This is a genomic window from Pseudomonas sp. LFS074, from assembly GCF_047978165.1.
In the GTDB taxonomy this organism is placed as follows: domain Bacteria; phylum Pseudomonadota; class Gammaproteobacteria; order Pseudomonadales; family Pseudomonadaceae; genus Aquipseudomonas; species Aquipseudomonas putida_P.
In genome coordinates this window covers 331750-350027 of the sequence record NZ_JBFPFV010000001.1, presented here as the reverse complement: position 1 = coordinate 350027, position 18278 = coordinate 331750, and the positions used below count along the sequence as shown (strand labels likewise).

Below are 18278 nucleotides of genomic sequence, written 5' to 3'. Positions count from 1 at the left end.
GCTTATCGCGACCAGCCCCGCGCTACAAGGGCTGGCGCGTCGTAATTCAATTCGGCCATGTCGCCCATGGATACGGTTCGCGGCGCCTTCGGACGCACACTCCACGGCAAAACAACTAGCTGTTTTTCGATAGACAGCCTTGCGGCACCACAACAACGATTAGCCACCTTTTGCCGGCCGCACACGGCCCCGAGGAATACACGATGGACGTCACCGCAACCCTGAGCCTGGGCGATCCACTGGAACCTGCACGCAAGGCCACCGCCGAGATGCTGCAGACCCGCGAGCGCACCTACTCGCTGCCCCAGCCTTTCTACACCGACGAGCGTCTGTTCCAGATCGACATGCAGGAGATCTTCCAGAAAGAATGGCTGATCGCCGGCATGACTTGCGAAATTCCGGCAAAAGGCAACTACATCACGCTGCAGATCGGCAACAACCCGATTCTGGTGGTGCGTGGCGCCGAGGGTAAGGTGCACGCCTTCCATAACGTCTGCCGGCACCGCGGTTCGCGCTTGTGCGTCAGCGACAAAGGCAAAGTGGCCAAGTTGGTCTGCCATTACCACCAGTGGACCTATGAACTGGACGGCCGCCTGCTGTTCGCGGGCACCGAGATGGGCGCCGACTTCGACATGAAGCAGTACGGTCTGAAGCCTGTGAACGTGAAGGTCGCTGGTGGCTACATCTTCATCAGCCTGGCGGAAAACCCACCCGCCATCGACGAGTTCCTGGCCACCCTGGAACACTACATGGAACCCTACGACATGGAGAACACCAAGGTGGCGGTGCAAACCACCTTGATGGAAAAAGCCAACTGGAAGCTGGTGCTGGAAAACAACCGCGAGTGCTACCACTGCAGCGGCTCGCACCCGGAGCTGCTGCAAACCCTGCTGGAGTGGGACGACACCAACGACCCGCGCGCCAGCCAGGAATTCAAGGACCACGTGGCCGCCTCCGCCGCCGCCTGGGAAGCCGAAAAGATCCCGTACCTGCACAAGAGCCACGGCCTGCGTAACCGTATCGTACGCATGCCGCTGCTCAAGGGCACCGTGTCGATGACCATGGACGGCAAGCAGGCCTGCCAGAAGCTGATGGGCCGCATCAAGAACCCGGACCTGGGCTCGATGCGTATCCTGCACCTGCCGCACTCCTGGAACCACTGCATGGGCGACCACATGATCGTGTTCACCGTGTGGCCGATCAGCGCCCAGGAGACCATGGTCACCACCAAATGGCTGGTGCACAAGGACGCCGTGGAAGGTGTGGACTACGACCCTGAGCGCATGCGCAAGGTGTGGGACGCCACCAACGACCAGGACCGCCGCCTGGCCGAAGAGAACCAGCGCGGGATCAACTCCACGGCTTACCAGCCAGGGCCGTACTCGAAAACCTACGAGTTTGGCGTGGTGAACTTCATCGACTGGTACAGCGGGCGGATGCTGAACAACCTGGGGGCGGAGCCGGCGGCGTATCTGAAGGAAGTAACCGCGCAGTAAAAGAGCACATCGTACAGAGGAAGGGCTGCCACGCAGCCCTTTCGCTCAAGCTGACGGATGCCTTTTCCTGAGCCCCATCGTCTGCCTTTGGAAGGCCCAAGCATCCTCTCCGTTAGCAAGCCTAGTCTCTCCAGCCAAAGCAGCTCGGCCAGCGAAAGAACGCTCGGCTACTGTAGTTCTCACCGCCAATCCCTCGCGAGTAGGCGTGCTTATACTTTCTAACGGTATGTTTGGTTGGGTGTCAGTTGGCAGTCCTCCCGTCATCAGGCCGTAATTTGTCCTTATCTGCTCCAAAGGCTTGGCTTGAGGTCCAACTGCAGCGTTGATGGCTCGAGCAGATACAGCAGTCAAACTGACCCCAAGTCCGACATTCGCTCCAAAAATGGCACTCTCGACGCCGGCGAACTGGGCACCTGAACTCGCAAGGCTCAATACAGATCCGAAAGTACTGATTCGTGAAGCATTGAGCCCCACGCGATTGGTTGGCGTCGGCCCCAAAAAATTATAGGTCAACGTTACTGTGTTCGACGCCATGCTCAAGCCTCGCAAGGATAGCGTGGCCCACTCGGACACCTTACCCGTCGGATCGTGGCGGTTGACTGGATCACCACCGCAATATGCATAGGCATTCAGTCCACCCTTACCGAAAGGGCTGTGGGAGTCTTGGGCGTGAAAACGCATCAAAACAGGATTGTAAGCCCGGTAGCCATTGCCAAGGTGATAACAGCCGGTCAGCAGATCCAGCGGTTGAGCGGCAAAACACAAAAGCGCCCCTTCGCGATCTCGTAGGAAGCCATACGGTAGGTAAACTCTGACAGCGCATCCTGGCCCGCCCAGGTTCGATGCTTGCTTGTCGAGCGCCAGCAAGTACCTGCAATTCATGCGAGAACCTCATTTATGATGACGACTCACAGTAGCACTGTGTATGGCTGTTTCTAACTGGTAGAAATGACAGTTCGGTGGGCTTTATCCACAGCTCCAGAAGGTATCAGCAAATGCTGAGTCAACCTGTGCCCAACCCAATTGATCCCAGGTGAAGTTCAATATTTGATCAAAACCCTACAAGCCACGATTCAAGCGGCGTCTAGCGTCTTCCATACACCTTGTCCACAGCTCAGCCAACAGACTTTGTTGGTAACTGCATACTCTCACTGAGGGGGCTGTGGATAACTTATCCAGACGTTATAATTTTCAACAATTCAAAGACTTTATCGTCTGAATGATCGTTTTTTGATCAACGCCATGAAACCCAGTATTTATGGGGCTTTTAGCCGCTATCGAACAGATTATCCACAGACCGACTAACAGCGACTGTGGGCAAGAACCATGAGAATTCTGAAAAGCACCCATGCAAAGACTGGGTGAAGCTTGATCGTTTTTCGATCAACTACTTGAAGGCATCGCCATACAAGGGCTGCAGCCATGCGCCAACACTTTATCCACAACTTGGCAAACAGATTTGGTGGGCAAAAGCATTCGATCGATACTGTGAATGGGATGTGGGAGCGGCCTTGTGCGCTCCCACAAAAGACCTCCAAGCCTCTGGCTTCAGCGCAGCACGCCCTCTTCCACCAGCAACTTGAGGATGGCCTCGGCACCTTCCTGTGGCGAAACATCCTTCAGCACCTTGCCGCCACCGCCACTGGCCTTGGCCGTTGCCGCTTTCATGCGATCCGCACCGCTCTTGGCCTTGATCACCTTCAGCCGCTTTGGCCGCGGGCGCGCCGGTTGCAGCTCGGCCTCAGCCAGCAGTTCATCGTCAACGATGGCCACATTGCGCGCCGCCAGTACACCCCGACGCGCCGGCCCGAAGGCACTCTGGCGCGGCTTGGGCGCCGCGTTATCCACAGTCGCCAGCAACGGCAGGCGCACTTTCAGCCGGCGCCGCTGGCCACGCGGCAGCGCCTGCAATACCTGGGCGGTGCCATTGTCGATCGACTCCACCTCGGCCAGCCCCACGATCAACGGCCAGCCGAGCTTTTCGGCCAGCAGAAACGGCAACATGCCCGATCCTTCACCCGTTTCGGCTTGGCTACCTGTCAGCACCAGCTGTGCCCCGGCATCGCGCAGGTAATCCCCCAGCACACCCAGCACATCGGCACCAGCCGGCTGCTCCAGCACATCCAGATGGTCCAGGCCCATGCCCAGGTAGGCGCGCAGCGCCTCTTCCTGTGGGTCGCCGGCATGCACCACCTGCAAGTTATCCCCAGCCAGTTGCAAACCCAGTTCCACGGCGCGGGCATCCTGCTCGGCGCGGCGGGCGCGGCCAGAGCTTGGGTGGGCACCGATGGAAACCAGGCTGATCACTTTCGTACTCATGCTCGTGCCCTTATGCCGCGTCGCGCTGGCCGCCGCTGCGGAAGTTGTCCACAGCCTCGATCAGTGCCTTGAGAATCGCCGAACTGTCGCCAATTACCGACAGGTCGGCCCGTTTGATCATGTCGCAGCCCGGGTCCATGTTGATCGCCACCACCTTGTCGCAGGCACCGATACCCTGCAGGTGCTGGATCGCGCCCGAGATACCCACAGCCACGTACACGCGCGCGGTGACCCAGGTACCGGTAGCACCCACCTGGCGGTTGCGCGGCATGAACCCGTCGTCCACCGCCACCCGCGAAGCGCCTTCGGTAGCCCCGAGGGCAGCGGTGGCCTGGTGGTACAGGTCCCAGTCCTTGACCCCGTTACCACCCGAGACAATGAACTCGGCCTCGGCCATGGCAATGGTGGCCGGGTCCACGGCCACCGAGCCGAGGTCTTCGATACGCGACAGGCTGCGCGCCACGCTTGTGGACAACTCCACCGGCAAGGCTTCGTGGCGGGTTTCGCTGACGGGCTCGGCGCACTCGGCCGACGCCAGGATCAGGCGCGGCACAGCGCGTTGCAGGTCTTGCTGGCCGGCACCGGCGCGGCCAATGCATTGACCATCCTTGACCTGCCACACCCGCGTCGCCGGGCGCTCACCCAGCGCGGCGCCCAGGCGCCGACCCAGTTCGCCGCCACCGGTGCGGCTGTCGGGCAACAGCCAGTGGCGCGGGGTGAACTGGTTATCCACAGCCCGCAGGCCTTGTACCAGTTGCTCTGGTGCATAACCTTCGAAAGCCTCGCCCTCGATGACCAGCAGGCGGTCGACCCCGGCTGTGGAAAAGTTGCTTTCCTTGTGCTCGTTGAAAACCACCGCCAGCACCGCACCGTCGCTGCCGGCCAGGCTGTGGGCCAGGCCAAGCAGGTCGCGGTCGTGGCTGCTCAGGCGGCCACCGACCATGTCCGGTACCACGGCGATGTAGAACGCCGGTGCCGGTACCTGATGCAGTGGCAGCGTGACCTCGGCGGCCGCCGTGCGACGCCCGCCCACACCGGTGCCCTGCTGGGCGCCGCTGCGGTCGATACGCTTGATGCCGGCAGGGCCAATGAAGCCTGCGGCGATCGCATGGGGGTTCTTGCGGAGGATGCCGTTGGGCCCCATCCAGCGAGTTTGCTGTGTCTGCATTGCCGCATGCAGCGGGTGCAGGCGGTTACGGGCGATCCACTCGGCGCGTGGGTCGCGGCGGATAATGTCGCTCATCAGTGCACCTCCGCAGGTTCACGTTTAGCCGTTTGCGGCTTTGGGCCAGTGGGCGCGTCCTCTTCGATCAGCACGTCGGCCACCAGCTCGGCCAGGTCCTTGATCTGCGGGCGCGGCTCGACCACACCTTCGAGCATGGCGGTGCACTGCGGGCAACCCACGGCCACCAACTCGGCCTCGGTCTCGCGGATGTCGTCCATGCGCATGTCCGGGATACGCTGCTTGCCAGGGATGTCGGTGATCGGCGCACCGCCACCACCACCGCAGCAACGGGAGCGGAAGCCCGAGCGCTGCATCTCGCGCACTTCGATACCCAACGCCTTGAGCACTTCGCGCGGGGCTTCGTACTCGCCGTTGTAGCGGCCCAGGTAGCACGGGTCGTGGTAGGTGACGCTGCCGCCCTTGTGCTGGCCGAGGTTGAGCTTCTTGGCCGCGATCAGTTCGGCGATGTAGGTGCTGTGGTGCTGCACCTGGTAGTCGCCGCCCAGGGCGCCGTATTCGTTCTTCAGCACATGGAAACTGTGTGGGTCGCAGGTGACGATGCGCTGGAACTTGTACTTGCCCAGGGTCTGGATGTTGCGCTTGGCCAGTTGCTGGAAGGTCGCTTCGTCGCCCAGGCGGCGCGCCACGTCACCGCTGTCGCGCTCTTCCAGGCCAAGCACGGCGAAGTCCACGCCCGAAGCCTTGAGCACTTTGACGAACGAGCGCAGGGTGCGCTGGTTGCGCATGTCGAAGGCACCATCGCCCACCCAGAACAGGACTTCGGTGGATTGCACCTCCGACAGCAGTTGCAGGTTCAGGTCAGCGGCCCAGTTCATGCGCCCGCCAGGGGCGAAGCCGCCAGGGTTGTCGGTGGCGATCAGGTTGTCCAGCACCTCGGCACCCTTGTTCGGGGTGGCGCCCTTTTCCAGGGTGAGGTGGCGGCGCATGTCGACGATGGCATCGACGTGCTCGATCATCATCGGGCATTCCTCGACGCAGGCACGGCAGGTGGTGCACGACCACAGCGTTTCGGCGTCGACCAGGCCATTGACGATCGGCTGGTGCGGATTGCCGCCGTGTTCACCAATCGGCTTGCCAGGGTACGGGCTGCCGGCGAACTGGGCGTCAGTACCCCCGGCCAGGCCGATGACCATGTCCTGGATGAGTTTTTTCGGGTTCAGCGGCTGGCCAGCGGCAAAGGCCGGGCACATGGCCTCACATTTACCGCACTGCACGCAGGCATCGAAGCCCAGCAGCTGGTTCCAGGTGAAGTCCACCGGCTTTTCAACGCCCAGCGGAGCATTCGGGTCTTCCAGGTCCAGTGGCTTGAGGCCGGTAGAACGGCCGCCGCCAAAACGCTCGGCACGGCGGTGCCAGGCCAGGTGCAGGGCACCGGCGAAGGCGTGCTTCATCGGGCCGCCCCAGGTCATGCCGAAGAACAGCTCCGACACGCCCCACAGTACGCCCAGGCCAAGCACGACGACCATCACCCAGCCGCCGGTATTGGCCGGCAGGATGCCAGCGACCGGCAGTGTGGCGATGAAGAAGCTCGCGGCAAACGCCAGCAGGCTTTTCGGCAGGCGCATCCACGGGCCCTTGGACAGGCGCGAAGGCGGGTTGAGGCGGCGTTTGAAGACAAAGATGGCACCGCTGAACATGATTACCGTGGCCACCAGCAATGCGTAGCCGAGGATTTTGCTCTGCAGGCCGAAGCCGTGCACCAGGATCGCCAAGGCCGCCGACAGCACGAAGCCGCCCGCCGTGGCCACGTGGGTCTTGGACATGTACTTGTCGCGCTCGACCACGTGGTGCAGGTCCACCAGGTAACGGCGCGGCATGGCCAGCAGGCCGCCTATCAGGTCGACCTTGGCGGCTCGGCCACGCCGCCACATGCGCACCCGGCGCAGGGCGCCGAGCACTGCCAGGCCAAGGGCAGCGAACAGCAGGATGGGTAGAAGGGTGTTCAACATGGGAGGCTCCCACAACAGCTAGATTCTTGCGCCACCCCGAAGGCCAGCGCGGACCCCATGTAGGAGCGGCCTTGTGTCGCGAAAGGGCTGCGTAGCGGCCCCAAAATCTATGCTGCTATGGCGATCTTGGGGCCGCTACGCGACCCTTTCGCGACACAAGGCCGCTCCTACACAGGGGGCCAGTCCCGCCTCTAGAAAGGCGGTGCGATCAGAAGTCCTTGCACAGGCGCAAGGCGTCGTAGATCGCTGCATGCACGTTGCGCTGGGCCACGCAGTCGCCAATGCGATACAGCAGGTAACCTTCGCCCGGCTGGCTGAGGATCGGCTGTGGCTTGATGGCAAACAGCGCCTCCACATCGATCTGGCCCTTGTTGCGTGAGCCATCCTTCAGCGCGTAGTACAGCTCCTCATCAGGCCGCACGCCGTTCTCCACCACCACCTGATCGACCACGCGTTCTTCCTTGGCGCCGGTGTATTCGTTCTCCAGCACCGCCACCAGCTTGTCGCCTTCGCGGTAGACCTTTTCCAGCATCATGTCGCCGGTCATGATCACTTCTTTGGGGTACATGCTGCGGTAGTAGGTCGGGAAAGTGGTGCCGCCCATGGCCACGCCCGGCTTGATGTCGTCGGTGACGATCTCGACCTGGCTGCCCTTGTCGGCGATGAAATCGGCCACCGACATGCCGGTGAACTCGCAGATGGTGTCGTACACCAGCACGTTCTTGCCCGGTGCAACCTTGCCGTCGAGCACATCCCAGCTGCTGACCACCAAGCCTTCGGCAGCGCCCCAGTGCTCGTTCTGCTCCAGGAACGAATGCCCGCCTACCGCCAGTACGATGACGTCCGGGCGCAGGTCCTGGATGGTGGCCACATCAGCGGCGGTACCCAGGCGCAGGTCCACTTTCAGGCGCGCCAGCTCCAGCTGGTACCAGCGGGTGATACCGGCAATCTGGTCACGCTGCGGGGCCTTGGCGGCGATGGTGATCTGCCCGCCAATCTGGTCTTTTTTCTCGAACAGGGTCACGTCGTGGCCGCGCTCGGCAGCCACCCGGGCCGCTTCCATGCCGGCAGGGCCGGCGCCAACCACCACCACCTTGCGTTTGACGCCGGTGGTTTTCTCGATGATGTGCGGCACGCCCATGTATTCACGGGAGGTCGCGGCGTTCTGGATGCACAGCACATCTAGGCCCTGGTACTGGCGGTCGATGCAGTAGTTGGCACCGACGCACTGTTTGATCTGGTCGATCTGGCCCATCTTGATCTTGGCGATCAGGTGCGGGTCGGCCATGTGCGCACGGGTCATGCCGACCATGTCCACATAGCCGCCTTCGAGGATGCGCGTGGCCTGGTTCGGGTCCTTGATGTTCTGCGCATGCAGCACCGGGACCTTGACCACTTCCTTGATACCGGCCGCCAGGTGCAGGAACGGCTCCGGCGGGTAGCTCATGTTGGGGATGACGTTGGCCAGGGTGTTGTGGGTGTCGCAACCCGAGCCAACCACACCGATGAAGTCGAGCATGCCGGTGCTGTCGTAGTACGCGGCGATCTGCTTCATGTCCTCGTGGCTGAGGCCGTCAGGGTGGAACTCGTCGCCACAAATACGCATGCCCACGCAGAAGTCGTCACCGACCTCGGCGCGCACGGCTTTCAGGACTTCCAGGCCGAACTTCATGCGGCCTTCGAAGGTGCCGCCCCATTCGTCGGTACGTTTGTTGACCCGCGGGCTCCAGAACTGGTCGATCATGTGCTGGTGCACCGCCGACAGTTCCACACCGTCCAGGCCGCCCTCTTTGGCACGACGCGCAGCCTGCGCGTAGTTGCCGATCACCCGCCAGATCTCTTCCACTTCGATGGTTTTGCAGGTGGCGCGGTGCACGGGTTCACGGATACCCGACGGCGACATCAGGGTCGGCCAGTTGAAGCCGTCCCAGCGCGAGCGACGGCCCATGTGGGTAATCTGGATCATGATCTTGGCGCCATGCTTGTGCATGGCGTCGGCCAGGTTCTGGAAGTGCGGGATGATGCGGTCGGTCGACAGGTTGACCGACGCCCACCATTCCTGCGGGCTGTCGATGGCGACGACGGACGAACCGCCGCAGATCGCCAGGCCGATGCCGCCCTTGGCCTTTTCTTCGTAGTACTTCACGTAGCGGTCGGTCGTCATGCCGCCGTCAGTGGCGTAGACCTCGGCGTGCGCGGTGCTGAGCACACGGTTGCGGATGGTCAGCTTGCCGATCTGAATCGGCTGGAACATTGCTTCGAATGCCATGACGCTATCTCCGGCTTACAACGGCTTTGTTACGAACAGGCCATCTTCGTGGCCTTCTTCCGACCCGCCGTAGACCTGTTCGGCCACGGTGCGGATCTTGCTGCCGCGGGCAGCGAGAATCTGGTCCATCGCGCCGGCGAACCAGCCGGTGAACATGTAGTCGACCTTGCGGCCACACTTGCCATACACGTACACGAACGCCGAATGCTTGAGCTTGACGCTGCAGGTGCCTTTATCCAGGTCGATGTCCTGGATTTCGAACAGGCCCCAGCCACGCTGGCTCAAGCGCTTCATGTAGTGCTCGAACACCGCTACGCCTTCCAGGCCATGGCATTCGGCCTCTTTTTCGCACCAGTGCCAGGCGGACTTGTAGCCAGCCTTGTAGAGGATCTCGGCGTAGGCGTCAGCGCCCAGCACTTCCTCGATGCCGATGTGGTTGTTGACGAAGAAATGGCGCGGCACATACAGCATCGGCAAGGCGTCGCTGGTCCAGACACCGGTTTCGCTGTCGACTTCGATTGGCAATTGCGGGGCGATCTTGGCCATGGAAACTCAACTCCATAAAAATTTTTATTTGGGTGCCCCGGCGTTGCTGGCAGGGGCTATCAGGCTTGGAGAGCGGCTTACTCGCCCCAGACGTCCTTGAGGACGTTGACCCAGTTCTCGCCCATGATCTTGCGCACCACGCGCTCGGAGTGGCCGCGCTTGAGCAAGGTTTCGGTGAGGTTGGGGAATTCGCCCACGGTACGGATGCCCAGCGGGTTGATGATCTTGCCGAAGTTGGTCAGGCGTCGGGCGTAGCCCTTGTCGTGGGTCAGGTACTCGAAGAAGTCCTGGCCGTGGCCCTGGGTGAAGTCGGTACCGATACCGATGGCGTCTTCACCGACGATGTTCATGGTGTACTCGATGGCTTCGGCGTAGTCGTCGATGGTCGAATCGATGCCTTTGGCCAGGAACGGCGCGAACATGGTCACGCCAACGAAGCCGCCGTGGTCGGCAATGAACTTCAGCTCTTCGTCCGACTTGTTGCGCGGATGCTCTTTCAGGCCCGAGGGCAGGCAGTGCGAGTAGCACACCGGCTTTTTCGATTCGAGGATGACTTCTTCGGACGTCTTGGAGCCGACGTGGGACAGGTCGCACATGATGCCTACGCGGTTCATTTCCGCGACGATCTCACGACCGAAGCCCGACAGGCCGCCGTCACGCTCGTAGCACCCAGTGCCTACCAGGTTCTGGGTGTTGTAGCACATCTGCACGATGCCCACGCCCAGTTGCTTGAACACGTCCACATAGGCGATCTGGTCTTCGAACGCGTGGGCGTTCTGGAAGCCGAAGAGGATGCCGGTCTTGCCCAGTTCCTTGGCCTTGCGGATGTCGGCGGTGGTGCGCACCGGCATGACCAGGTCACTGTTGTCGCGGATCAGCTTCTGGCTGGCGGCGATGTTGTCGACGGTAGCCTTGAAGCCTTCCCAGACCGACACCGTGCAGTTGGCCGCGGTCAGCCCGCCTTTGCGCATGTCCTCGAACAGCTCGCGGTTCCATTTGGCAATGATCAGGCCGTCGATGACGATGCTGTCGGCATGAAGTTCGGCTGGGCTCATCAGGCTGTCCCCTTTTATTGAATGGTTGGCGCCAAACCTTGTGCCGGCGCTTTGGGGCCAGCATATGCCTGTGCCCAAAGGCGCCCCGATGCAAAAACGACAGGGGGTTTGCCGAAAGCGTCAACGCGCGACAACACGCCCTCTGGCGCGGCGCCTGGCGATGAGAGACAGTCTCGATAACGACCTTTCTGGCTGCTTTATGAACATTTCGTCAGAGAGCTACCGCCTTGCCCTCGGCTGAGCGAGAATCCCTGCGATTCGTCAGCCTGTTGAGGAGAAAACGGATGAAATCATTGGCATGGCTGGTACTGCTGGCTGTCGTATCGGGCGCCCAGGCCGGCGAGGAAGAAAGCACCCCGTGCGACAACGTCGAAACCGACCAGCAGACCTACGCGTGCGCGGCGTTCAACAAGCAGACTGCCGAGCGCGAACTGAAAGCGGCGTATGACGACCTGATCCAGCGCATCCGCGATCAATATGCCGAAGAAGGCGACCAGGCCACCGCGCTGATCGGGCGCATGGACGCGGCCGAAAAACTGTGGACACAGTTGCGCGATGCGGATTGCAAGGTCGAGACCTATGCCGAAAAGCCAGGGAGCAAGGCGTTCCAGGCGGCTTGGGATACCTGCGTGGCGCAGCGCAGTGATGACCGGTCGGAATACCTGCAGAGCATTGGTCAGCAATAGGGGCTGCCGATGACGTGGGAGCGGCCCTGGGTCGCGAAAGGGCCGCAAAGCGGCCCCAGGTTTTGGGGCTGCCCAAGACCCTCATAGCGCCCGAGCCAAGCGATCCTCCCGCGGGCAACGCTGATACCGCGCCCGGTAGCAGCGGGTAAAGTACGAAGCGGACTCGAACCCGCAGGCTACCCCCACCTCCAGCACGCTCATGTCGGTCTGGCGCAACAGCTGCCGCGCCTTGTCCAACCGCAGGCGCAAATAAAACCCACTGGGTGTGTCGTCCAGGTGCACACGAAACAGCCGCTCCAGCTGGCGCCGGGTCACCTGCACCGCTTCAGCCAGCACCTGGGTATTGAGCGGCTGCTCGGTGTTGCGCTCCATTTCGCCAATCACCTTCACCAGTTTCTTGTTGCTGATGCCATAGCGGCTGGCAATCTGCATGCGCTGATGGTCCTGTCGCTGGCGGATACGCCCGAGCACGAACTGCTCCGACACCTGCACCGCCAGCTCGCTGCCATGGGCCTGTGCAATCAGGTCGAGCATCAGGTCGATCGATGCCGTGCCGCCAGCACAGGTGATGCGCCGTCGGTCGATCTCGAACAGCTCTTGGGTTGCCTGCAGGCTCGGGTAGTTTTCCTTGAACGCCTCCAGCGCCTCCCAATGCACGGTAGCCCGGTGGCCATCGAGCAAGCCAGCTTCCGCCAGCACCACAGCGCCGGTATCGATGCCGCCCAGAATCACCCCGTCATGGTCCAGGCGGCGCAGCGCCTGCTGCAGTGGCGGCCCATAGCAGGCCAACGGGTCGAAGCCAGCCACGATCAGCAAGATGCCGCCCGGCTCGCCGGCCGCCAACGCCGCATCGGCGTTCACCGACATGCCATTGCTGGCCTGCACAGCGCCACCGTCCAGGCTCAGCACCTGCCAGCGATAGGACGGGCCTTTGAAGCGGTTGGCCACCCGTAGTGGCTCAAGGGCACTGATGAAGCCGATTGCCGAGAAGCCTGGCAACAACAGGAAATGAATGATTTGCGGCATTGCATGCTCCACGGCAAAGGTGGTCGCCTCCGTGCAACTGTTGGTCGCCAGGGTGCGATTTTTCACCCTGCCAGCAGCGTAGCGTGTTCACACGGCCCAGAGAGGTCGGAACCCATAACAATATGCACTGCCGATGGAGAGCCACCATGCACAGCTTGATCCGCCGCAGCCTGTTGACCCTTGCCCTGAGCAGCATCGCCACTTCCCCGCTTTTCGCCGCAGAGCCTGCGGCCTGCAAAAACGTCCGCTTGGGCGTGGTCAACTGGACCGACGTCATCGCCACCAGCGCCATGGCCCAGGTGCTGCTCGATGGCCTGGGCTACCAGACCAAACAGACCAGCGCCTCGCAGCAGATCATCTTCGCCGGCATACGCGACAAACGCCTGGACATGTTCCTGGGTTACTGGAACCCGATCATGACCCAAACCATTACCCCGTTCGTCGATGCTAACCAGGTCAAAGTACTGGACAAGCCAAGCCTGGAGGACGCCCGCGCCACCCTGGCCGTACCGAAATACCTCTACGACAAGGGTTTGAAGACCTTCGCCGACATCCACAAGTTCGAGAAAGAGCTGGGTGGCAAGATCTATGGCATCGAACCCGGCTCCGGTGCCAACACCCAGATCAAGGCGATGATCACCAAGAACCAGTTCGACCTGGGCAAGTTCCAGCTGGTCGAGTCCAGCGAGGCCGGCATGCTGGCCGCCGTCGATCGCGCCGTGCGGCGCAAGGAAGCCGTGGTGTTCTTCGGTTGGGCGCCGCACCCGATGAACGTGAACATCGACATGGCCTACCTGGGTGACAGCCAGGATGCGCTCGGCCCTGACGAAGGCCGCGCGACGGTGTGGACGGTGACTGCGCCGGATTACGCCGAACGCTGCCCCAATGCCCACCGCCTGCTGGCCAACCTGAACTTCAGCGCCGAGGACGAGAGCCGCATGATGCAGCCGCTGCTCGACCACAAGGATGCGCTGGAATCGGCCCGCCAATGGCTCAAGGACCACCCCGACGACAAGGCCCGCTGGCTTGAGGGTGTGACCACCTTCGATGGCAAGCCGGCTGCGGACAATCTGAAGCTTACCGCTAACTGATCCGGCGCTTTCGCAGCACAAGGCTGCTCCTACAGGTACAGCGCCAAGTTCAGGGTCACTGCTGACCCTGTGGGAGCGGGCTTGCCCGCGAAAAGGCCAGCACAGACACCACAAGGAACCGCACCATGAACCACGACGTCATCATCACCTGCGCCCTCACTGGCGCTGGCGACACCGCCTCGAAAAGCCACCTGGTCCCGGTCACCCCCAAGCAGATCGCCGAATCCGCCGTCGAAGCCGCCAAAGCCGGTGCCACCGTGGTCCACTGCCACGTCCGCGACCCGCAAACCGGCCGCTTCAGCCGCGACGTGGCGCTGTACCGCGAAGTCATGGAACGCATCCGCGAAGCCGATGTGGACATCATCGTCAACCTCACTGCCGGCATGGGCGGCGACCTGGAAATCGGCCCCGGTGAAACGCCCCTGGAGTTCGGCCCAGGCACCGACCTGATCGGCCCTCTGGAGCGCCTGGCCCACGTCGAGGCGCTGCTGCCGGAAATCTGCACCCTCGACTGCGGCACGCTCAATTTCGGTGACGGCAACTCGATCTACGTTTCAACCCCCGCACAACTGCGCGCCGGGGCCAAGCGCATCACCGAACTGGGGGTGAAGGCCGAGCTGGAAATCTTCGACACCGGCCACCTGTGGTTCGCCAAGCAGATGATGAAGGAAGGCCTGCTCGAAGACCCGCTGTTCCAGCTGTGCCTGGGCATCCCGTGGGGCGCGCCGGCCGACACCACCACCATGAAAGCCATGGTCGACAACCTGCCAGCCAACGTCACCTGGGCTGGCTTCGGCATCGGCCGCATGCAGATGCCCATGGCAGCGCAAGCGGTGCTGTTGGGCGGCAACGTGCGGGTCGGCCTGGAAGACAACCTGTACCTGGACCGTGGTGTACTGGCCAGCAACGGCCAACTGGTGGAACGCGCAGCCGAGATCATCACCCGCATGGGTGGCCGTGTACTCAGCCCGGCAGAAGGCCGGGAAAAAATGAACCTCAAGCGCCGCTGATCTTTTCAGGAGACCGATATGCCCTTCATCACCGAGATCAAGACTTTCGCCGCCCTGGGTAGCGGCGTGATCGGCAGCGGCTGGGTCGCCCGCGCCCTCGCCCATGGCCTGGACGTGGTCGCCTGGGACCCGGCCCCCGGCGCCGAACAAGCCCTGCGCAAACGTATCGCCAATGCCTGGCCGGCGCTTGAAAAGCAAGGCCTGGCACCTGGCGCATCACAAGACCGCCTGAGGTTCGTGGCCACCATCGACGAATGCGTGCGCAACGCCGACTTCATCCAGGAAAGCGCACCAGAGCGACTGGACCTCAAGCTCGACCTGCACGCGAAGATAAGCGCGGCGGCCAAGCCTGACGCAATTATCGGCTCAAGCACTTCGGGCCTGTTGCCCAGCGAGTTCTACGAGTCGTCCACTCACCCTGAGCGCTGCGTGGTCGGTCACCCGTTCAACCCAGTCTACTTGCTACCTCTGGTAGAAATCGTCGGCGGCAACCGCACCTCGCCAGAAGCCATCGAAGCGGCAAAAACCATCTACACCACCCTCGGCATGCGCCCCCTGCATGTGCGCAAGGAAGTGCCAGGCTTCATCGCCGACCGCCTGCTCGAAGCGCTGTGGCGCGAGGCGCTGCACCTGGTCAACGACGGTGTGGCGACTACCGGCGAGATCGACGATGCGATCCGCTTTGGCGCCGGCTTGCGCTGGTCGTTCATGGGTACCTTCCTCACCTACACTCTGGCCGGTGGCGATGCCGGTATGCGCCACTTCATGTCGCAGTTCGGCCCAGCGCTGAAACTGCCTTGGACCTACTTGCCAGCACCGGAGCTGACCGACCAGTTGATCGACGATGTGGTAGACGGCACTTCTGAACAACTGGGTGAACGCAGCATCGCCGCACTTGAGCGCTACCGTGATGACACGCTGCTGGCGGTGCTGGAAGCGGTGAAAACCAGCAAGGCCAAACACGGCATGGCTTTCGGCGACTGAGGACCACGCAATGCCTGCACTGATCACTTACCGCACCCCAGTCCAGGAGGACTGGGTCGACTACAACGGGCATCTGCGCGATGCCTTCTACCTGCTGATCTTCAGCTACGCCACCGATGCGCTGATGGAGCGCATCGGCCTGGATGCCGACAGCCGTGGGCAGAGTGGCAATTCGTTGTTCACCCTGGAAGCGCACATCAACTACCTGCATGAAGTAAAGCTAGGCACCGAGGTGTGGGTGCAGACGCAGATCATCGGTTGCGATCGCAAGCGCCTGCATGTCTACCACAGCCTGCACCGGGCCGGGTTCGACCAGGTGCTGGCGGCCAGTGAGCAGATGCTGCTGCATGTGGACCTGGCGGGGCCAAAGGCGGCGCCGTTCAGTGAGCAGAGTGCCGGGTTGCTGCAAGGGTTGCTGGAACAGCAGCAGGATCTGCCGCCGGCCGAGTTCGTGGGCCGGGTGATATCCCTGCCTGCAGCACGGTAAGAAAAAAATAGCCCCGGAAAGCCGTGAGCATCCGGGGCAAAGCGCGAGCAACATCCACTGTGCATGAGTGAGGGTGACCAAACCCTCGGTTGCTGTAGATGGCTTGAGTGTGCGCAGTTCCCGCCAGGTGGATTTAGCCGTAAACGACCTGTTCTTAGCCAAAGCAGCCATGCCGGCATTCTGTTGTTGCGGGCATGTCGTGGTCGTCACAGAATCGGTCGTAAATCACAGCAGCACTCTCTTAGCGATAAAAGGGACAACAGCCATGATGCATGCGGATTTGATTGATCAGGACGACCTGGCAGGCCACCTGCGCGCACGCGGGTTCGAGATACCCGCCGGGGCCAGTGCCGAACAAGCCTGCGAAGCGGTGGTGCGTGGGCTGACCGAGCCCAATGCACGGGCGCTGAAGGGGATGGTGGAGCAGATGTATACCGGTAGTGCGACGATTCTGCCGGCGGTGCGCCAAGCCATCGACAAACAGCTGTTGCCGGCGTTGGCGCAGTTCAACAAGCGCGCTTGATCGGGTTTTCCTGCACTGGCCTCTTCGCGGGTTTACCCGCGAAGAGGCCAGTGCTGTTTCATAGCCTTACACTGGCAAACGTCGATTCGTTGCGCGCCTGGCTCAGGGCCGCCATCGGCCCGCTGTGCGGCGACAGGGTCATGGCCTGCGGGATCGGCATCATCGCCACCTGCTGGGCGGTGTTGGAGCCCACGCGCTCGTCACGCGGCGGAATACCGAAGTACTCGCGGTAGCACTTGGAGAAGTGCGGGGTCGACACAAAGCCACACACCGATGCCACTTCGATGATCGACATCGGCGTCTGCTTCAGCAACTGGCGCGCACGGATCAGCCGCAGCTTCAGGTAGTAGCGCGACGGCGAGCAGTGCAGGTACTTCTGGAACAGCCGCTCGAGCTGGCGTCGCGACACCGACACGTACACCGCCAGTTCGTCCAGGTCGATCGGTTCTTCGAGGTTGGCCTCCATCAGCGCGACGATTTCCTGCAGCTTCGGCTGGTTGGTGCCGAGCATGTGCTTGAGCGGCACGCGCTGGTGGTCCTGCTCGTTGCGGATGCGCTCGTAGACGAACATCTCGGAAATGGCCGCCGACAATTCGCGGCCATGATCGCGGCTGATCAGGTGCAGCATCATGTCCAGCGGCGCGGTGCCACCGGAGCTGGTGAAGCGGTTACGGTCAAGGGTGAACAGGCGGGTGCTCATGTTCACCCGCGGGAAGGCCTCCTGCATCGCGGCCAGGCATTCCCAGTGCACGCTGCAGTCGAAGCCATCGAGCAGGCCGGCGCAGGCCAGCGCCCAGCTGCCGGTGCACACCGCGCCCAGCCTGCGCGACTGACGGGCCTGGGCTTGCAGCCAGGTAACGTGTTCACGGGTGACCGACCGCTGAATGCCAACCCCGCCGCAGACGATCACGGTGTCGATGGGCGGTGCATTGCTGATGGCGGCATCCGGGGTGATCTGCAAGCCATCGCTGGCCCATACCTGGCCACCGTCGACCGTCAGGGTGTGCCAGCGATACAACTCGCGCCCAGACAGCTGGTTGGCCATGCGCAGCGGCTCGACGGCCGATGCCAGGGAAATCAGGGTGAAGTTGTCCAATAGAAGAAACCCGATGGACTGGGGTGCTGTGCGGTTCTGGGTTGGGTTCCCGGAGGTGTACGACGTCATCGCGATTTCTCCTCACACAAATGCAGGGTGTGCCTCAGGCGGGCACTGATTTCTTGTTATTACCCCGATTCATGTGCCGGGGCTTGGTGGCCAATATCAACGCAAACGCCGTGCCTGAAATTGAACGGCTATCCAAAAAAACCTGAAAACGACGCCTTTATTCGGCAAATCAGGTGCTTTGATCGAGTTGGCCTGGTGTTCGCAAACGGGCGTGCTAGGCGCCATGCGTGTAACGGCTGAGCAATTTGGTGACACGCGCAGTGTAGGTTGCCCAGAAACGACACTCTTGAGTGTCACCGACAACACGAGTACTGATAACGACACCCGACGATCGGTAGGCGTCGTGCGCACCATAAAGAGGCATTGGTGATTGTGCTGCACCTGCATCAACCTCAAGGGCCTCTTCGCGGGTAAAACCGCGAAGAG

The 18278-nt window shown here is 62.1% G+C and carries 16 protein-coding genes; 7 read left to right on the top strand and 9 right to left on the bottom strand.

The window, feature by feature from the left end:
• Positions 1-203: 203 nt before the first annotated feature.
• On the top strand, positions 204-1496 hold the full coding sequence (gene gbcA / locus ACNQP3_RS01570) for a glycine-betaine demethylase subunit GbcA (protein ID WP_060494184.1): 1293 nt from the start codon (positions 204-206) through the stop codon (positions 1494-1496).
• 45 nt (positions 1497-1541) lie between these two features.
• Here gbcA and ACNQP3_RS01565 read toward each other — a convergent pair whose 3' ends face one another.
• The 7 genes from ACNQP3_RS01565 to ACNQP3_RS01535 form a co-directional block, all read right to left on the bottom strand.
• Positions 1542-2378, bottom strand: a complete 837-nt coding sequence (locus ACNQP3_RS01565; protein WP_082421449.1) for an RHS repeat-associated core domain-containing protein — start codon at positions 2376-2378, stop codon at positions 1542-1544.
• A gap of 666 nt (positions 2379-3044) precedes the next feature.
• Complete coding sequence (locus ACNQP3_RS01560; protein WP_012270110.1) at positions 3045-3815, bottom strand: electron transfer flavoprotein subunit beta; 771 nt, start codon at positions 3813-3815, stop codon at positions 3045-3047.
• 10 nt (positions 3816-3825) lie between these two features.
• Positions 3826-5058 (bottom strand): electron transfer flavoprotein subunit alpha/FixB family protein, encoded by a 1233-nt coding sequence (locus ACNQP3_RS01555; protein WP_264316742.1) that lies wholly within the window; start codon positions 5056-5058, stop codon positions 3826-3828.
• Positions 5058-7010: a dimethylglycine demethylation protein DgcB gene (gene dgcB / locus ACNQP3_RS01550; RefSeq protein WP_012270108.1), complete on the bottom strand. Its 1953-nt coding sequence runs from the start codon at positions 7008-7010 to the stop codon at positions 5058-5060. Before dgcB ends, ACNQP3_RS01555 begins: the two co-directional genes overlap by 1 nt.
• Positions 7011-7218: 208 nt before the next feature.
• Positions 7219-9279, bottom strand: a complete 2061-nt coding sequence (gene dgcA / locus ACNQP3_RS01545; RefSeq protein WP_012270107.1) for a dimethylglycine demethylation protein DgcA — start codon at positions 9277-9279, stop codon at positions 7219-7221.
• A 15-nt stretch (positions 9280-9294) separates the two neighbouring features.
• Positions 9295-9825 (bottom strand): DUF5943 domain-containing protein, encoded by a 531-nt coding sequence (locus ACNQP3_RS01540; protein ID WP_008091518.1) that lies wholly within the window; start codon positions 9823-9825, stop codon positions 9295-9297.
• A gap of 77 nt (positions 9826-9902) precedes the next feature.
• Positions 9903-10880 carry a dipeptidase gene (locus ACNQP3_RS01535; protein ID WP_003257506.1) on the bottom strand — a complete coding sequence of 326 codons (978 nt, stop codon included), beginning with the start codon at positions 10878-10880 and terminating at the stop codon, positions 9903-9905.
• Between the two features lie 284 nt (positions 10881-11164).
• On the opposite strand from ACNQP3_RS01535, the gene ACNQP3_RS01530 reads away from it, so the two are divergent.
• A complete protein-coding gene (locus ACNQP3_RS01530) occupies positions 11165-11566 on the top strand; it encodes a lysozyme inhibitor LprI family protein (protein WP_060494187.1) in 402 nt (133 codons plus the stop codon).
• An 81-nt stretch (positions 11567-11647) separates the two neighbouring features.
• On the opposite strand, the gene ACNQP3_RS01525 is transcribed toward ACNQP3_RS01530, so the two are convergent.
• The gene (locus ACNQP3_RS01525) at positions 11648-12592 is read right to left on the bottom strand and encodes a GlxA family transcriptional regulator (protein ID WP_069943185.1); all 945 of its coding nucleotides are present in this window, start codon (positions 12590-12592) and stop codon (positions 11648-11650) included.
• 146 nt (positions 12593-12738) lie between these two features.
• Between ACNQP3_RS01525 and choX the strand changes: the two genes are divergently transcribed.
• The 5 genes from choX (at position 12739) to ACNQP3_RS01500 (ending at position 16687) form a co-directional block, all read left to right on the top strand.
• Positions 12739-13683 (top strand): choline ABC transporter substrate-binding protein, encoded by a 945-nt coding sequence (gene choX, locus ACNQP3_RS01520; protein WP_060494188.1) that lies wholly within the window; start codon positions 12739-12741, stop codon positions 13681-13683.
• 125 nt (positions 13684-13808) lie between these two features.
• On the top strand, positions 13809-14693 hold the full coding sequence (locus ACNQP3_RS01515; RefSeq protein ID WP_012270103.1) for a 3-keto-5-aminohexanoate cleavage protein: 885 nt from the start codon (positions 13809-13811) through the stop codon (positions 14691-14693).
• An 18-nt stretch (positions 14694-14711) separates the two neighbouring features.
• Positions 14712-15677, top strand: a complete 966-nt coding sequence (locus ACNQP3_RS01510) for an L-carnitine dehydrogenase (RefSeq protein ID WP_012270102.1) — start codon at positions 14712-14714, stop codon at positions 15675-15677.
• A 10-nt stretch (positions 15678-15687) separates the two neighbouring features.
• The gene (locus ACNQP3_RS01505; RefSeq protein WP_060494191.1) at positions 15688-16164 is read left to right on the top strand and encodes a thioesterase family protein; all 477 of its coding nucleotides are present in this window, start codon (positions 15688-15690) and stop codon (positions 16162-16164) included.
• 265 nt (positions 16165-16429) lie between these two features.
• Entirely contained in the window at positions 16430-16687 is a 258-nt protein-coding gene (locus tag ACNQP3_RS01500) for a hypothetical protein (protein ID WP_012270100.1), read from the top strand.
• Positions 16688-16745: 58 nt separating this feature from the next.
• Here ACNQP3_RS01500 and ACNQP3_RS01495 read toward each other — a convergent pair whose 3' ends face one another.
• Positions 16746-17852, bottom strand: a complete 1107-nt coding sequence (locus ACNQP3_RS01495; RefSeq protein WP_012270099.1) for a GlxA family transcriptional regulator — start codon at positions 17850-17852, stop codon at positions 16746-16748.
• Positions 17853-18278 lie beyond the last annotated feature (426 nt).

What these genes read in the sequence shown, in the direction of transcription:
- ACNQP3_RS01495 (WP_012270099.1), bottom strand. Translation starts at nt 17,852, where the DNA reads ATGACGTCGTACACCTCCGGGAACCCAACCCAGAACCGCACAGCACCC.
- ACNQP3_RS01500 (WP_012270100.1), top strand. Translation starts at nt 16,430, where the DNA reads ATGATGCATGCGGATTTGATTGATCAGGACGACCTGGCAGGCCACCTG.
- ACNQP3_RS01525 (WP_069943185.1), bottom strand. Translation starts at nt 12,592, where the DNA reads ATGCCGCAAATCATTCATTTCCTGTTGTTGCCAGGCTTCTCGGCAATC.
- ACNQP3_RS01555 (WP_264316742.1), bottom strand. Translation starts at nt 5,058, where the DNA reads ATGAGCGACATTATCCGCCGCGACCCACGCGCCGAGTGGATCGCCCGT.
- dgcB (WP_012270108.1), bottom strand. Translation starts at nt 7,010, where the DNA reads ATGTTGAACACCCTTCTACCCATCCTGCTGTTCGCTGCCCTTGGCCTG.
- ACNQP3_RS01540 (WP_008091518.1), bottom strand. Translation starts at nt 9,825, where the DNA reads ATGGCCAAGATCGCCCCGCAATTGCCAATCGAAGTCGACAGCGAAACC.
- ACNQP3_RS01510 (WP_012270102.1), top strand. Translation starts at nt 14,712, where the DNA reads ATGCCCTTCATCACCGAGATCAAGACTTTCGCCGCCCTGGGTAGCGGC.
- dgcA (WP_012270107.1), bottom strand. Translation starts at nt 9,279, where the DNA reads ATGGCATTCGAAGCAATGTTCCAGCCGATTCAGATCGGCAAGCTGACC.
- ACNQP3_RS01530 (WP_060494187.1), top strand. Translation starts at nt 11,165, where the DNA reads ATGAAATCATTGGCATGGCTGGTACTGCTGGCTGTCGTATCGGGCGCC.
- choX (WP_060494188.1), top strand. Translation starts at nt 12,739, where the DNA reads ATGCACAGCTTGATCCGCCGCAGCCTGTTGACCCTTGCCCTGAGCAGC.
- ACNQP3_RS01505 (WP_060494191.1), top strand. Translation starts at nt 15,688, where the DNA reads ATGCCTGCACTGATCACTTACCGCACCCCAGTCCAGGAGGACTGGGTC.
- gbcA (WP_060494184.1), top strand. Translation starts at nt 204, where the DNA reads ATGGACGTCACCGCAACCCTGAGCCTGGGCGATCCACTGGAACCTGCA.
- ACNQP3_RS01535 (WP_003257506.1), bottom strand. Translation starts at nt 10,880, where the DNA reads ATGAGCCCAGCCGAACTTCATGCCGACAGCATCGTCATCGACGGCCTG.
- ACNQP3_RS01565 (WP_082421449.1), bottom strand. Translation starts at nt 2,378, where the DNA reads ATGAATTGCAGGTACTTGCTGGCGCTCGACAAGCAAGCATCGAACCTG.
- ACNQP3_RS01515 (WP_012270103.1), top strand. Translation starts at nt 13,809, where the DNA reads ATGAACCACGACGTCATCATCACCTGCGCCCTCACTGGCGCTGGCGAC.
- ACNQP3_RS01560 (WP_012270110.1), bottom strand. Translation starts at nt 3,815, where the DNA reads ATGAGTACGAAAGTGATCAGCCTGGTTTCCATCGGTGCCCACCCAAGC.